This is a genomic window from Clostridium sp. AM46-21, from assembly GCF_003480025.1.
In the GTDB taxonomy this organism is placed as follows: Bacteria; Bacillota; Clostridia; order Lachnospirales; family Lachnospiraceae; genus Coprococcus; species Coprococcus ammoniilyticus.
In genome coordinates this window covers 26,345-41,815 of record NZ_QUIB01000002.1, presented here as the reverse complement: position 1 = coordinate 41,815, position 15,471 = coordinate 26,345, and the positions used below count along the sequence as shown (strand labels likewise).

The 15,471-nt window shown below is 43.0% G+C and carries 16 protein-coding genes and 1 other annotated feature; of the genes, 9 read left to right on the top strand and 7 right to left on the bottom strand.

Going from position 1 to position 15,471, the window contains the following annotated elements; translation table 11 throughout:
• Positions 1-116: 116 nt before the first annotated feature.
• The 5 genes from DW959_RS14080 to DW959_RS01300 form a co-directional block, all read right to left on the bottom strand.
• On the bottom strand, positions 117-311 hold the full coding sequence (locus tag DW959_RS14080; RefSeq protein WP_243023300.1) for a hypothetical protein: 195 nt from the start codon (positions 309-311) through the stop codon (positions 117-119).
• Between the two features lie 141 nt (positions 312-452).
• Complete coding sequence (locus DW959_RS01315; protein ID WP_033121794.1) at positions 453-695, bottom strand: AAA family ATPase; 243 nt, start codon at positions 693-695, stop codon at positions 453-455.
• A gap of 9 nt (positions 696-704) precedes the next feature.
• Positions 705-1,343 carry an ABC-2 transporter permease gene (locus tag DW959_RS01310; RefSeq protein ID WP_118615074.1) on the bottom strand — a complete coding sequence of 213 codons (639 nt, stop codon included), beginning with the start codon at positions 1,341-1,343 and terminating at the stop codon, positions 705-707.
• 1 nt (position 1,344) lies between these two features.
• On the bottom strand, positions 1,345-2,187 hold the full coding sequence (locus DW959_RS01305) for an ABC transporter ATP-binding protein (protein WP_033121792.1): 843 nt from the start codon (positions 2,185-2,187) through the stop codon (positions 1,345-1,347).
• Positions 2,187-2,561 carry a GntR family transcriptional regulator gene (locus DW959_RS01300; protein WP_033121791.1) on the bottom strand — a complete coding sequence of 125 codons (375 nt, stop codon included), beginning with the start codon at positions 2,559-2,561 and terminating at the stop codon, positions 2,187-2,189. The genes DW959_RS01305 and DW959_RS01300 overlap by 1 nt, the downstream gene beginning before the upstream one ends.
• A gap of 214 nt (positions 2,562-2,775) precedes the next feature.
• Here DW959_RS01300 and DW959_RS01295 point away from each other — a divergent pair, with 214 nt between their 5' ends.
• Entirely contained in the window at positions 2,776-3,015 is a 240-nt protein-coding gene (locus DW959_RS01295; protein WP_182430041.1) for a hypothetical protein, read from the top strand.
• 441 nt (positions 3,016-3,456) lie between these two features.
• On the opposite strand, the gene DW959_RS01290 is transcribed toward DW959_RS01295, so the two are convergent.
• Positions 3,457-3,903, bottom strand: coding sequence for an Ig-like domain-containing protein (locus tag DW959_RS01290; protein ID WP_182430040.1), 447 nt, complete (start codon positions 3,901-3,903; stop codon positions 3,457-3,459).
• 123 nt (positions 3,904-4,026) lie between these two features.
• Positions 4,027-4,275: a binding site (T-box leader), on the top strand.
• A gap of 150 nt (positions 4,276-4,425) precedes the next feature.
• Here DW959_RS01290 and trpE point away from each other — a divergent pair.
• The 8 genes from trpE (at position 4,426) to DW959_RS01250 (ending at position 13,995) form a co-directional block, all read left to right on the top strand.
• The gene (gene trpE, locus DW959_RS01285) at positions 4,426-5,913 is read left to right on the top strand and encodes an anthranilate synthase component I (RefSeq protein WP_118615068.1); all 1,488 of its coding nucleotides are present in this window, start codon (positions 4,426-4,428) and stop codon (positions 5,911-5,913) included.
• A complete protein-coding gene (locus tag DW959_RS01280; RefSeq protein ID WP_008401724.1) occupies positions 5,910-6,476 on the top strand; it encodes an aminodeoxychorismate/anthranilate synthase component II in 567 nt (188 codons plus the stop codon). Before trpE ends, DW959_RS01280 begins: the two co-directional genes overlap by 4 nt.
• Before the next feature lie 358 nt (positions 6,477-6,834).
• Entirely contained in the window at positions 6,835-7,776 is a 942-nt protein-coding gene (gene trpD / locus DW959_RS01275) for an anthranilate phosphoribosyltransferase (protein ID WP_347475293.1), read from the top strand.
• Positions 7,777-7,847: 71 nt separating this feature from the next.
• Positions 7,848-8,675, top strand: coding sequence for an indole-3-glycerol phosphate synthase TrpC (gene trpC, locus DW959_RS01270; RefSeq protein ID WP_118615066.1), 828 nt, complete (start codon positions 7,848-7,850; stop codon positions 8,673-8,675).
• Positions 8,676-8,775: 100 nt separating this feature from the next.
• Complete coding sequence (gene trpB, locus DW959_RS01265) at positions 8,776-9,960, top strand: tryptophan synthase subunit beta (protein WP_021944302.1); 1,185 nt, start codon at positions 8,776-8,778, stop codon at positions 9,958-9,960.
• The gene (gene trpA, locus DW959_RS01260; RefSeq protein ID WP_117784594.1) at positions 9,953-10,723 is read left to right on the top strand and encodes a tryptophan synthase subunit alpha; all 771 of its coding nucleotides are present in this window, start codon (positions 9,953-9,955) and stop codon (positions 10,721-10,723) included. Before trpB ends, trpA begins: the two co-directional genes overlap by 8 nt.
• A 460-nt stretch (positions 10,724-11,183) precedes the next feature.
• Complete coding sequence (locus DW959_RS01255; RefSeq protein ID WP_118615064.1) at positions 11,184-12,611, top strand: MBOAT family O-acyltransferase; 1,428 nt, start codon at positions 11,184-11,186, stop codon at positions 12,609-12,611.
• A gap of 229 nt (positions 12,612-12,840) precedes the next feature.
• Complete coding sequence (locus DW959_RS01250) at positions 12,841-13,995, top strand: DHHW family protein (protein ID WP_118615062.1); 1,155 nt, start codon at positions 12,841-12,843, stop codon at positions 13,993-13,995.
• 87 nt (positions 13,996-14,082) lie between these two features.
• Here the strand turns inward: DW959_RS01250 and DW959_RS01245 are convergent, their stop codons facing one another.
• Positions 14,083-15,444 carry a CAP domain-containing protein gene (locus tag DW959_RS01245; protein WP_118615060.1) on the bottom strand — a complete coding sequence of 454 codons (1,362 nt, stop codon included), beginning with the start codon at positions 15,442-15,444 and terminating at the stop codon, positions 14,083-14,085.
• Between the last annotated feature and the right edge of the window lie 27 nt (positions 15,445-15,471).

Here is a 15,471-nt window from a genome sequence, read left to right as displayed (position 1 = left end):
CTTGCGAAAAACGGCGTGGGTTGACCGGGATTTACTTGCAGAGTAGCAAGCAAATCCTGTGTGGCCCCACACCGGAAAAACAGAGCGCTCCGGCTGACTGCCGAAACGCTCTGTTTTCATTTTTGGGAAAGTCCCAAGCCCTTATGATCGATTGTTATTTTAGCCGTTTTTATTTCAATAACTGCTACGTCTTTGTCCAGCAATGCGGTCAGTTCATCAGTAGAAAGTCCTTCAATGTGGCTCAGACGCGTATAGCTCCACGAATTGGAGCCGAAGAATATGACAAGCTGATTGCCGGAATATAAAACGATATCTCCCGGCTGCGTCGTTGTCTGGACATCGTTTCTTGAAAAACTCTGCGACAGACTGCGACCTGCTCAAAGCCGCCATAGCGCGAAGCAAAAACTTCAATCGCACCATTTTGCGCCGCTGTAAGCACCTCGCTGACGGTCTCATTGTCTTCCCATAGAACGGTTAGTCATAGGCTCGTTTGCTTCCGTTTCGGTAAAGGGCAGAGGTTCGCCCTTTGAGAGCAGGGCGGCAATGGAAAGCATTAGCTTGCTTTTTCCATCGCTGGGATTGCCCTGCAACAGCGTAACTTTGCCGAACGGAATATACGGATAACACAGCCATTGCACTTCTTTCTGCTCAATTTCACTTGCCTTGAAAACTTCAAGAGGTACACTGACAGTCATTTCATTTAGCTAAGGTTTATTATTGTATCTCACGCCTTTTATAAAAGTGATAGCCATACGCCAAGAAAGTGCACATACCCCGACTCCAACGACAGCAAGTATTGCCAACACCAAGTTGGGTTTGATTTCTATCCCAAGCTGACTCCTGAAGAAACTGGTTGCCAAAACACTTGCACCGCATACAAAACCGATCATCACATAGTAAGCAGTCCTTCCTTTTTCCACACCCAGTTTGAATATGAACGGGAGCGGTATGGAGGACGCAAGCATTGATACGACCAGCATCAACAGCATAAGGACAGCAAGCTTTCCAAGAACAAAATCACCGGCAATCATCATTTTTGTTGCTTGTGCAATTCCCGTAACGAGCAACATAGTTAGTTGAACAAGTACCCCGATTAAGTATTTTTCAGAAACGATTTGTTCTTTTGCATAGGGCATTGTCCCGCTGTACTGCATCCACCCACTACGTTCATCATATCCAAGCAGGGTAACAGGGATCATACCACACAACATACAGGGATAGAATGTAAAAAACAAATTCTCACCATTTGCAAGGGATATCCCAATAATAACAGCGGTAATGAGAATGTATGATCTGCAATACTTCTGTATCATATACCAATCTTTCAATAGAAGTCCCTTCATGTTATTTCGCCTCCTTAACCATAAATACAAACAGTTCTTCGATACTGATTGGGCTGATATGAATATCGGAAGGAACAGCATTTCTCAACACCATTGCTTCCACGCCGTAAGCATTTTCTTTTTTATACTTAACGGAGTTGAATGGAATCGCCTGAAATTCATCAATGGAACAATGAACAAGACCATATTCCTCCCGCAATAAATCTTTTTCTTCACACAGCAAAAGCTTCCCTTTATGCAAAAATGCGATATAATCGCAAAGCTTTTCCAAATCATTGACAATGTGAGAAGAAATGAGAACAGAGTGGCTTTCATCTCTTGTGAACTCGCTAAACATCTCAACAACTTCATCACGAACCACTGGGTCAAGCCCTGATGTCGCTTCATCCAGAATCAGTAGCTTACTGTTATGGGACATAGCAACGGCAATTCCCAGCTTCATCTTCATTCCACGAGAAAATTCTTTGAACTGCTTTTTGTCCGGCAGTGCAAGTTTCTGTACCAGTCGAGAATATTCGGCATCGTTCCAGTTTTGAAAGGTATGCTTCATTACCTTTCCGACCTGATTAACGGTCAAACATTCAGGGATACCCACCTCGTCCAGCACAACGCCGATATCCTCTTTTGTAAGTTTAATATTGTCCCCGTTGTCCCTTCCGAGAATGGTAATACTACCACTGTCTTTGTGAATCATATCAAGAATGAGCTTTATGGTGGTGCTTTTACCGGCACCATTCTCGCCAACAAGCCCCATAATACAGCCACTTGGCAGTGTCAGATTTAAGTTGTCGAGCGTAAAGTCGGGGTATGACTTCGTAAGATTCTTAATCTCAAGTGCGTTCATTATTGTTCCTCCAGGCTGAAATTGACCATTTCTATAATTTCCTGTTTGCTTAGATTGCAGGAAACAGCGAGTTTGACAATCTCATCAATATACTCTTCAATCTTTTTCAGATTTTCTTCTCGCAGCAGTTCTATGTTTTTAGGAGCTACATAGCACCCCTTAGCAGGCAAAGTGTAAATAAAGCCTTCCCTTTCCAGTTCTTCATATGCACGCTTTGTCGTAATAAAGCTTATACGAAGATCCTTCGCAAGACCTCGTATCGACGGCAGCAATTCGTCCTGCTTTAGTGCGCCGCTGATAATTTGACTTTTAATCTGAGAATATATCTGATCGTAAATCGGTGTTCCACTTTTATTATCAATCAAAATATTCACGCCATCACCTCTGTTAATTCTGTGTATAGCTATTATACACAGTCGAGACTGGGCTGTCAATAGAGTTCATAAAAAAGTTGCAACCGATATGATGAGATAATTTTTCTATCACATCGACTATACTCACGACTTAATGACTTCTTGAATACTTGCCGAAAAAGAAAAATTGCCATCACTTTGACAGCAATTCTTCTTCGGTTGGTATCCGTTAGGAATGGATTGGTGTGTAGAAGGATCGGCCACCTACCCGCAGCGAAAAGCCATGTTTGAGGAACGGAAAGCCCACATGGAAGCGGAGATCGCGCACATGAACCGGGCGCTGAATATGCTGAAATTCAAGTGCTGGTATTATGAGCAGGCAATCAAGGACGGCAGTGAGGACAGACTAAAGGAACTGATTCCCGACCACTTGCCGGAGGAAATCCGAAAAGCATATGAAAATGCGCATTGCTAAAATAGATAGATAATTTACAGAGCCAGTAATTCTTTCTTTTGTAATTACTTAATTGGCGCGTGGATTTTCCCGATAACGGATAACCCAACAACGGCAAACGATGCCTTGCAGAGTGGTTGCTAAACGGCGGCAGAAAAAAGGTAAAAATCGGCCTTTGTTTGCGTTCTGCGCCGTTTTGCCGACTGAACAGGAAAACACACAGCCAGCACTTCAAACGCCGTTTAAAAACGGGAAAACCGTCATATTTCAACTCTTATCACAACAGTCATTTCACCTATCTGTCTATCTCCGGCCTTACAAAAGAAAACCGAAAGCAACTCTGACCGCCTATAAAAAGAGCCACACTCTGATGTGCTGGATTGCCCAGTCATCGGAATGTGGCTTTTTCGATTTCTAATTGTCTGCACCGCTGTTTTTCTTGTCATGCTTTATGCAAGGCTGTCATTTAGAACATTTTTTATTCTTATAAGAAACACTTAATTGATATGAATCTTTTTCAACCATTTTTATCGATGTTCTATTTAACATATATTCTTGTTTAACCGTCACATAACACAATACATAATCATCTTCTACTTCCCCAACAATAGTGGTCTCACCCTGTCCATGAGCAGTTATCTTTCCATTTGAATCAACCTCTGCAATCAAAGGATCATCTGACGTCCATATTATTTCATGAAATGATTCCCCATTCTTTTTTACTTCCAACTGTAGACTTTCACCTATATATAATACACATTCATCCTTGTTAATTGTATATTCATTTTCTACATCAAATAAAATCGTTTTACAATCTTCAATTGTTTTCGCCTTAACAACTCCTACATAATTTGTTAATAACAAACTTGCTACAATTATAAATATAATACATTTTTTTATTATTTTCATATCTTTCCTCCTCATTCTTTGTATTATAAAGATTAGTATAATGTTTTTTTGTAGATAACTCAATTCTTTGTACAAATTTTCTCTTGACAAATATATCATACTGGTGCAATATGAATACAATAAAACAAACCAATGAGCAAGAAGAGTAGCTTATGAACAACATGTCCAGAGAACTGCAGGTGGTGAGATTGCAGTGATGATTTCTTAAGTGAATGGACTTGCGAGGGCAAACCGAACGAGCGAATCTAGTAGGGGCGACGGAGACTTCCCGTTATAGAAAGTACATATATGTTAGTATATGGTTGAGTGCATCAGATTTTGATGAATATAGGTGGCACCGCAGGAGTGTTGTATTTGTATCTTGTCCTATAAGCGTTTTGCTTTTGGATGAGATTTTTTTATACAATCTTCTGACGGTGCTTTTTCTTTTTATAAAAAGCAGATCAGGCAAAGCGCACCTCACCATACATGAACAATTTCAAATAACTTATTAAACTATTATTTATGAACGAGGTGAAACATATGATACGACCAACACTTAGCGAAGCAAAAGAATATGCGAAACAGGGATATCACATGGTTCCGGTCTGTTATGAGATGCTCTCTGATATCATCACTCCGATCAATCTGTTGAAGAAACTGAAAGCGGAAAATGAGCATTGCTACATTCTGGAAAGCGTGGAGAATCAGGAGCTCTGGGGAAGATACACCTTCCTTGGATACAGTCCAAAATTAGATATCACCTGTATGAACGGAACACTGACATTAAAGGATGAGAACGGAGCAGTCATCAAAGAGACCTCCGGCTTCCATCCGGAAATCTTCATCCGTGAGGTTTTAAAAGATTATAAGAGCCCTAAGATCGAAGGCTTCCCTACTTTCACCGGCGGACTGGTTGGATATTTCTCTTATGACTATCTGAAATACAGTGAAAAGAAGCTGGTGCTTGATGCGAAGGACGAGGAAGGATTTCAGGATGTCGATCTGATGTTATTTGATAAGGTGATCGCATTTGACAATGTAAGATCCAAACTGATCCTGATCGCAAATGCCAACACAGCAAATATCGAAGAAGAATATCAGAAAGCCTTACAGGATATCAAAGAAATGAAAAAACTCATTCTCCATGGCGCAGAAGCCGATATTCCTGCTCCTGTTCTTAAGACAGAATTCAAACCATTATTTGACAAAGAAGCCTACTGCCGGATGGTAGAAAAGGCAAAGCACTATATATATGAAGGAGATATTTTCCAGGTCGTGCTTTCCAACCGACTGGAAGCCGAAATGGAAGGAAGCCTGTTCGATACCTACCGGCTGCTTCGAAGCACAAACCCATCTCCTTACATGTTCTACTTTGACGGTGACACGATCGAGGTTGCCGGGGCTTCCCCTGAAACTCTGGTCAAGGTAGAGGATGGCGTTCTCCACACATTTCCTCTGGCAGGCACAAGACCAAGGGGAAAAACCAAGGTCGAAGATCTGGAACTGGAAAAGAGCCTGATGGCAGATGAAAAGGAACTTGCAGAACACAATATGTTAGTGGATCTCGGAAGAAATGATCTCGGAAAAGTCAGTCAGTTTGGAACGGTCGAAGTCGAACGATACATGTCCATCCAGCGTTATTCACACGTTATGCATATTGGCTCTACCGTACGCGGAACACTCCGTGAGGATCTGGATGCGATCTCCGCTGTTGATGCGGTTCTTCCGGCCGGAACCTTATCCGGTGCACCGAAGATCCGGGCATGTGAGATCATCAACGAGCTTGAAAATAACAAACGAGGTATTTACGGCGGCGCAATCGGTTATATCGATTTCTCAGGAAATCTGGATACCTGCATCGCGATCCGAATCGCATACCGCAGGGGGCATAAAGTATTTGTCCGTTCCGGTGCCGGCATCGTAGCCGACAGTGTACCGGCAAACGAATTCCAGGAATGCATCAACAAAGCAAAAGCCGTAACGGATGCATTGATTAATTCTCAGAAGATACGAGGTGACGAAGCATGATATTACTGATCGATAATTATGACAGCTTTTCCTACAATCTGTATCAGCTTGTAGGAAAGATCAATCCTGACATCAAGGTGATACGAAATGACGAATATACCTGTCAGGAGATTGAAGCAATGAATCCGGATAAGATCATCATTTCACCGGGTCCCGGAAGGCCTTCCGATGCAGGTATCTGTGAAGAAGCCATCTCCTATTTTGCCGGCAAGGTTCCGATCCTTGGTGTCTGTCTCGGACATCAGGCAATCTGTGAAACCTACGGTGCAACGATCACATACGCCAAAAAGCTGATGCATGGCAAAATGTCCGTTGCAAATGTCGACATCAACTGCAAACTGTTCAAGGGACTTCAGAAACGGATCGAGGTTGCCAGATATCATTCCCTTGCCGCTTCCGAAGAAAACTTCCCGGATGTTCTTACCGTTATTGCCCGAACCGACGATGATGAGATCATGGCAGTCAAACACAAGGATTATGAAATATATGGTGTCCAGTTCCATCCGGAATCGATTCTGACACCAAAAGGAACGATCATCTTACGAAACTTTTTAGAGGCATAACCAGACATTTGCAGGTTGCAATACACTACTTAGATTAAACATTTTTGCCATTACCAACCAGGGAACGCTTCCGCTCGTTTCCACTCTGTGTAACTTCGAACTAACCTCGGCTTAAGCCTCGCTAAGGTCTCAGTTACCCCTGCAGCGGTACTAAGATGCTGCTAATGCACCATCAAGTACCGGCGGACTCAAATGTCCCTGTCTTGGTAAGTCAAAATGTTTAATCATAACAATTCTATACAGAACCTGCAAATGTCTTATTAAAAGATAATATCAAGGAGGATTTCAATATGATTACAGAAGCAATTGCTAAAATAGTTAAAGGTGAAAATCTAGACAAAGAAATGGCAGCAGCGTTATGGATGAAATTATGAGTGGAGAAGCAACACAGGCACAGATCGGAAGCTTCTTAACAGCCCTTCATATTAAAGGTGAAACGATCGAGGAGATCACAGCATTTGCTGAGATCATGAGAAAACACTGTGGTGAATTTACACCGGATGTCGATGAGGAGATTGACATCGTAGGAACCGGTGGAGACTGCGCAGGAACCTTTAACATCTCAACTGTTTCCTCATTAGTAACAGCCGCAGGCGGTGGTAAGGTGGCAAAGCATGGCAACCGTGCAGCATCCAGCAAATGCGGAACAGCCGACTGCCTGGAAGCCCTTGGCGTCAACATCGCAGCAGACTGTAAAGTCAGCGAAGCCTGTCTGAAGGATCTTGGTACCTGCTTCTTATTTGCACAGAAATATCACACAGCAATGCGATTTGTCGGCGCTCCAAGAAAAGAGATCAAGATTCCTACAGTATTCAATATCTTAGGACCTCTTGCAAATCCGGCAAAAGCAAATCTTCAGTTACTCGGTGTCTATGATGCCTCCCTCGTTGATCCGCTTGCAAAAGTACTCAGCAACCTCGGTGTAAAACGTGGCATGGTCGTTCATGGAAATGATGGTCTGGACGAAATCTCTGCCGTTACCACAACAACTGTATGTGAATTTGACAATGGTTCATTTCACACTTACACCTTAGATCCAACCGCCTACGGATTTGCCCTCTGCGACAAAGCCGAACTGGTCGGTGGTACACCGGAAGAAAATGCACAGATCACAAAGGATATCTTATCCGGCAAGATCACAGATGGCAAACGTACAGCCGTTATCTTAAATGCCGGTGCTGCTTTACATATCACAAACCAGATTTCACTGGAAGATGGCTTCGCTCTTGCAGCCGATATTTTAAATAATGGAAGTGGTCTGAAAAAGCTGGATGACTTTATCGCGGCAACAAATGCATAATTATTTGTAAAAGCAAAACACCTAATCGACCCGGAGCTTTCAAATCTCCGGATCGCTATGGAGGAATATATATGATCTTAGATGAAATAGCAGCAAAAACAAAAGAACGGGTTGCCAGATGCAAAGAACAGATTGCCCTTGAAGAAATGAAAGCAAAGGCACTTGCGATCGTAGAAAAAGAGACGGAACACGGCACTAAGCCATATACTGTTTTCCCTTTCCGGGATAATCTGGCAAAGCCGGGCATCTCCTTTATCTGCGAAGTAAAAAAGGCCTCGCCTTCCAAAGGACTGATTGCACCGGATTTCCCGTATATCGAGATTGCAAAAGAATACGAAGCAGCAGGTGCTTCCGCAATCTCCGTACTAACAGAACCATTTTACTTTCAGGGAAGCAACGACTATCTGACAGCGATCCATGAAGCGGTAGCCACTCCGATCCTGCGAAAAGATTTCACGGTTGATCCGTATATGATCTACGAAGCAAAGGTGATCGGTGCATCAGCCATTCTGCTGATCTGCGCGATCCTGACCGACGAACAGCTCAAAAGCTATTACGAGCTTGCAACAGACCTTGGCCTGTCCGTTCTGGTAGAAGCACATGACGAAGAAGAAGTCAGACGTGCGATCGCGATCGGCGCAGACATTATCGGTGTAAATAACCGCGATCTGAAGACCTTTACCGTTGACATCATGAACAGTGTAAGACTTCGGACATTGATCCCGAATTCGATAAATGGTAAACCGGTCGTCTATGTATCCGAAAGCGGCATCCGCACACCGGAGGACATCGACCGTTTAAAGGGAAATGGCACAGATGCAGTATTGATCGGAGAAACCTTTATGCGAAGCCCTGATAAGAAAGCCGCATTTGCATGGTTACGGGGGGGGAAGATGTAGAATAGAACCTAATCCTGTTTCTGCAGGAACAACGAACTTTATTAGAAAGCATTGAAGATATTTTATAATATAGAAACAACATATACAGGAGGAAACATATATGTCAAAAGGACGTTTTGGAATCCATGGCGGACAGTACATACCGGAAACACTGATGAACGCCATGCTTGAGCTTGAAGAAGCATATAAGAAATACAAAGATGACCCGGAATTCAACCGGGAGCTGACAGAAATGTTAAATGAATACGCCGGCAGACCTAGCCGTCTGTACTATGCCAAGAGAATGACAGAGGATCTCGGCGGTGCAAAGATCTACCTGAAGCGTGAGGACTTGAATCACACCGGAGCACATAAGATCAACAATGTTATCGGTCAGATGCTCCTTGCAAAACGAATGGGTAAGACAAGAGTTATCGCCGAGACAGGAGCCGGTCAGCACGGTGTTGCAACTGCTACAGTTGCTGCCATGATGGGTATGGAATGTGAGATCTTCATGGGCAAGGAAGACACCATCCGTCAGGCTTTAAATGTCTATCGTATGAAATTATTAGGAGCAAAGGTTCACCCGGTAGAAACCGGTACCGGTACATTAAAGGATGCCGTTTCCGAAACCTTCCGTGAATGGACTTCCAGAATCGATGATACCCATTATGTTCTGGGTTCTGTTATGGGACCTTATCCTTTCCCTGAGATGGTTCGCGATTTTCAGGCTGTTATCAGCAAGGAGATCAAGGAACAGCTTATGGAGAAGGAAGGCAGACTGCCGGATGCCGTTCTCGCCTGTGTCGGCGGCGGTTCCAATGCGATCGGCGCATTCTATAACTTTATTCCGGATAAGAGCGTTCGCCTGATCGGATGTGAAGCGGCCGGACGTGGAATTGATACATTTGAGACAGCTGCAACGATCAATACCGGAAGACTTGGTATCTTCCACGGTATGAAGTCCTACTTCTGTCAGGATGAATTCGGACAGATCGCACCGGTTTATTCTATTTCCGCAGGTCTTGACTATCCGGGAATCGGACCGGAACATGCATACCTGCATGACATCGGCAGAGCAGAATATGTCGCTGTTACAGATGATGAAGCTGTTGATGCATTTGAATATCTGTCCAAGATCGAGGGTGTTATCCCTGCGATCGAGAGTGCTCATGCAGTTGCCTATGCAATGAAGCTTGCACCACAGATGGACAAAGACCAGATCATGGTTATTAACATTTCAGGACGAGGCGATAAGGACGTTGCCGCCATCGCCAGATACAGAGGGGAGGATCTCTATGAGTAATATTAAAAATGCATTCAAAAACGGAAAGGCGTTCATCCCATTTGTTACATGTGGTGACCCTGATCTTGAAACAACAGAACAGATCGTATATGCCATGGTAGAAGCAGGTGCAGACCTGATCGAACTTGGTATCCCATTCTCAGATCCAACCGCAGAAGGCCCTGTTATCCAGGGTGCAAATATCCGCGCACTCGCAAACCATGTTACGACAAATGATGTATTTGACCTTGTAAGAAAGCTCCGTAAGACAGTTACCATCCCTATGGTATTTATGACTTATGCAAATGTTGTCTTCTCTTACGGCTCTGAAAAATTTATCGGCATTTGTAAGGAGATCGGCATTGACGGACTGATCCTGCCGGATATCCCTTACGAAGAAAAGGATGAGTTCGACGGCATCTGTAAGAAGTATGATCTGGATCTGGTATCCATGATCGCACCAACCTCCCATGACCGGATCAGCATGATCGCAAAAGAAGCAAATGGATTTATCTACTGTGTTTCTTCTCTCGGTGTTACCGGAACAAGAAGCAAGATCACGACCGATATCGGTGCTATGACCAAGCTGGTCAAAGCCGTAACGGATACTCCGTGTGCGATCGGCTTCGGAATCTCCACACCGGAGCAGGCGAAGGAAATGGCTGCTCATGCTGATGGTGTGATCGTCGGCTCTGCCATTGTCAAGCTCTGCGCCAAATATGGCAGGGACTGCGTGCCTTACATCAAAGACTATGTCGCAAGCATGAAGGACGCTATCCGATAGACGGACACCCATGTGAAACTATACAATCTATATAAAAGAACTGCCTTACTAAGACATTAGTGAGGATTTCGTAATGAGATGCATATACGAGCAAATGTGGGTGCCTGTCTGAGCCTGAAAGGCGAGTTGGCACAGGAACATTTGCGAATCACGTATATGCAGATCATAGAAACCACAACGAGTCTAAGTAAGGCAGTTCTTTTATATAGTCACATGGTTTCACATGGGTTGATTTTTTCTCATCTCCTTAAAATCCTATATTGGTAGTCTTAATACTGCTGTATATCTGTATATGCCTGCCGGTATTGTAACTATGCACACAATCTATATATTTTCCCGTTTCTTAGCCGGTTTCTCACAAATATTTAATATTTAATCTGATTGACACTACCATACGTTAACTTTATAATTGTTACGGCGACAGAAGTCGACATAATAATGAAGTTAGTTGGGGTATCACATGGTCTTTTCCAGTTTGACATTTTTATATATTTTTTTACCGGTTACACTGGTTATCTATTATATTGTCCCGAAGCAGTTACGGAATCTGTTCATCCTGATCAGCGGTCTGTTCTTCTATGCATGGGGCGAACCAATCTATGTATTTGTACTGATCGCATCGACGATGATCGATTATTTTGCAGGTCTGGTCATTTATAAGGCAGGCGACCGTCAGGCACTTCGAAAGCTTGCACTGATCGTATCGATGGTCATGAATCTGTCCTTGCTTGGCTTTTTCAAATACAGCAATTTCATCATAGAAAATATTAATAACATATTCGGAACACACTATGGTTCACCGACCTCTCTGCTTCCGATCGGTATCAGCTTCTTTACCTTCCAGTCCATGTCATATACGATCGACCTGTACCGGAAGAACATCTCTGTTCAGAAGAATCCGATCACCTTTGCAGCCTTTGTCACGCTGTTCCCACAGATCGTAGCAGGTCCGATCGTTCGTTATGAAGATGTGGCTACCGAGCTGAATGAACGTGTGATCGACATCGACCTGATCTGGGATGGTATTCTCCGCTTCGCGGTCGGTCTTGGCAAGAAGGTTCTGATCGCAAATAATATCGGTGTTGTCTGGACAAATGTCAAAGCTATGGACTTATCCGAGCTTCCGGTTGCAACCGCATGGCTTGGTATTGCCGCTTATACCTTACAGATCTATTTTGATTTTTCCGGTTATTCTGATATGGCGATCGGTCTGGGTAAAATGCTCGGTTTCCATTTCCCGGAAAATTTCAATTATCCGTATATGTCGAAGAGTATCAGTGAATTCTGGCGCAGATGGCATATGACCCTCTCCGGCTGGTTCAAGAGCTATGTATATTTTCCTCTCGGCGGAAGCCGCAAGGGACTTGCCCGTACGATATTCAACACCGCAGTTGTCTGGTTCTTAACCGGTGTCTGGCATGGTGCAAGCTGGAACTTCATTCTGTGGGGTTCTCTGTACGGTGTTCTGATCATTATAGAAAAGCTGGTTACAACTGCTCTGACAAAAGCAGGAAAGCAGGATATCTTTACAAAGATTCCTTCTATTATAAAACGTGTTTATGCGATCGTCCTCGTCATGCTTGGATGGGTACTCTTTGATACATCAACGATCGCACAGGCATTCTCCTATATGGGACGGATGTTCCGCTTTGGCAGTAGCTTCTACGACAGTTATACCATATATATCCTTGTGAACTTCGGATTGTTATTCATCATTGCGATCATCGGTTCTACGGATCTGCCAAAGAAGCTGGCTATTAAGCTCGCAGACAAAGTTCCGGCTGTCGGCAATTACGGAAGCGTCATTTTGATGGCGATTCTGATGCTGCTTTCCACCGCCTACCTTGTCAATGCCAGCTATAACCCGTTTTTGTATTTCAACTTTTAAAAAATGAGCCATCAGGCGAGATTGGCATGGCGATAGCCTTTTCGAGCCGTCAGGCGAGATTGGCATGGTGATAGCCTATTCGAACCGCCAAGCGAGGTTGTCATGGCAAATGCTAATCAACCGAAGTTGGCATGACTGTTATATGTTTATAGAATTTTGTGAGGTGATCCTTTATGCATAAAAAATCGGAATTATCATATTTGCATGTATCATCATTGTTCTTCCCATTTTGACACTTTTTAAGCTGCCAAAAGAGAAAGCGCCTTTTTCCGAAAATGAAAATCGTTATCTGTCGGAATTTCCAACCGTCAATCTTTCTTCCATCAAGGATGAGACATTTATGAACGGTTTTGATGCCTGGTTCTCAGACCGGTTCTATGGCAGGGAACAATGGATTTCAGCCATGAATGATTCTGAACGATTGATGGGCAAAACAGAGATTTCAACAGTATATACAAAAGACGATCGGATGATGCAGGTACTTTCGGATTATGACGATATCGGTGCGGCATATGATGCTGATAAGATCCATACAAATCTTGCTGTCATTAACAGCTTCGCTGCAAAGCATCCGGAGATTCCAACCTACTTCATGCTGTGTCCGACCTCTGTCGGTGTCTATGGAAATTCCCTGCTGCCTTCGGCTGTTAAGAATGTATCAGTTGATGAAAAAGACATGATCGAATCCTGTTATAACGAACTATCCAGTGTGACACCGATCAATATATATAATGCCTTAAAGGAACATGATAGCGAGTATATCTATTATCGTACCGACCACCACTGGACATCCCTTGGTGCTTACTATGCATATCAGTCTGCCGGAGCAGAACTTGGATATACTCCTTATGAATTGAAGGATTTTACAAAGGAAACCGCCAGCACAGAATTTCAGGGAACCCTGTTCTCAAAGACCTTAGATCAGTCTGTTACAAAAGATGAGATTGATTTCTACACTCTGGCAGATAATAGTGCAACACCATCCATGACAACCTCGAATGGATTTGATAAAGAAGCTTCCTATGACTCCATCTTCTTCCGTGACTATCTGGATGTAAAAGACAAATATGCATCCTATACCGGACAGAACGTAGCGGTTGCAACGCTCCATCGAAACAACACAACGACTGCAGAAGCTGCATCCGATCCAAAAGATACAGCCGGAACTGACAAGCGTTCCATTCTGGTGATCAAAGACAGCTATGCCAATTCCATGATGCAGTTTCTGATCAACAACTACGATACCGTAACTATGATCGATCTCCGGTACACGAACCAGTCGATCAGCAATCTGGTAAACGTCGAAGACTACGATCAGGTTTTATTCTTGTATAACTGCATTACTTTTTCTGATGAAAATGACCTTATAAAAGCAGGCTTATAAAAATAAAGGTACTTCAGAATGTCATACAAATTATGTTAAACATTCTGAAGTACCTTTTACTTTATGAATAAAATATACAATCTGTTTCTAAATACCAAAGTTCTGAACGTAGTAATATTTATATCCACAATTATCACTGGATACTGCTACAAATACACCAACACCAATTTTACTGAATAGTGACAATTTCATATTTGCATCATGTCCCGGTGAATTTTTCCAGGCTATCATTGCTGCATCTGCAGAAGGATATCCGGCTGCAATATTTTCGCCATTCATTTCTGATGAAGCAGTAAAACACTGCGTACCATTCGGTCTTGTATGTGAGAAGGAATAAGAACACTCATATGCTCGTACTCTTGCAGAATTCATCAGGCTCTGTGATCTTGTCAATTCATTAAGACCATTTGCCTTTCTGTATGCATTTAACTGACGGATGATCGTATTTTCTGCATCATAATCAAAATATCCATATACCTGCTTTGTACTGCCATTACTAAGCTTGATCGTATACCAGCCGGTTGCAGAATGTCCGGTTGTTTCTTTTACAGGTGTTCTGGAATCCGTAACAACTCCCTGTGAATTTACATAGATCTCTTTATCTGATGATATCCTATACCAACCGGATTTGGTAACACGTATACCATCGGAACCAAAATACAACAGATATTTACCAATGTATTTTGTTGTATTTCTCCACATTACATATTTGCCATTTTTGTATTCATAGCATTTCATGGACTCCACATAGTAGATTCTGGATGCCTTTCCGGTTGCATCAAAGTAATAGATCTTGCCATATGCCTGTGCCCACTTGCTTCTGAACTTATCCCAGCCTTTCTTTGTGCTGACATAACATTTCCATGCACCGCCATCCTTCTTCAACAGATAATCTACGGTATCGGAACCCTTTTCGCCGACCAGAACATGACGATTATCATTGATCTTATACCAGCTATGCTTCGTCTGACGGATACCATTTGCACTGAAATAATACACGTTCCCATTTGCCAGACGCAAAGTATCATTCTTCACATACTTCCATTTACCACCAGAATACCGCTTTGCCTTTTTGCTGGCACCATAGTAGATCGTGGTGACCTTGCCTTTTGCATTCGCATAATACTGGTTATGTGAGATTGTCACCCAGACCTTTTTCTGCGCTTTCCATTTGCCATTCTTTTTCAGATAATAACGGAAGAACCCATTCTTCTTCACCAGCTTCTTCGTTACCTTACCTGCCTTGCTGTAATATTCAAAACGGCCGGAACTCTTCTTTACCCAGCCTGAACTTGCAGCAAGTTCTGCACTTTCATCTGAAACAACTGCACTGTTTTCTTTTGTCTCTCCGATAAACTCTGTCGCTGCCATTGCAGGTGTTACACAGAAAGAACACACTAGCGCAACAAGTAAAATACTCATTGCCGCCTGCTTTAAGATGTTTTTCATACTCCCATCTTCCTTTCCTTTTTTATT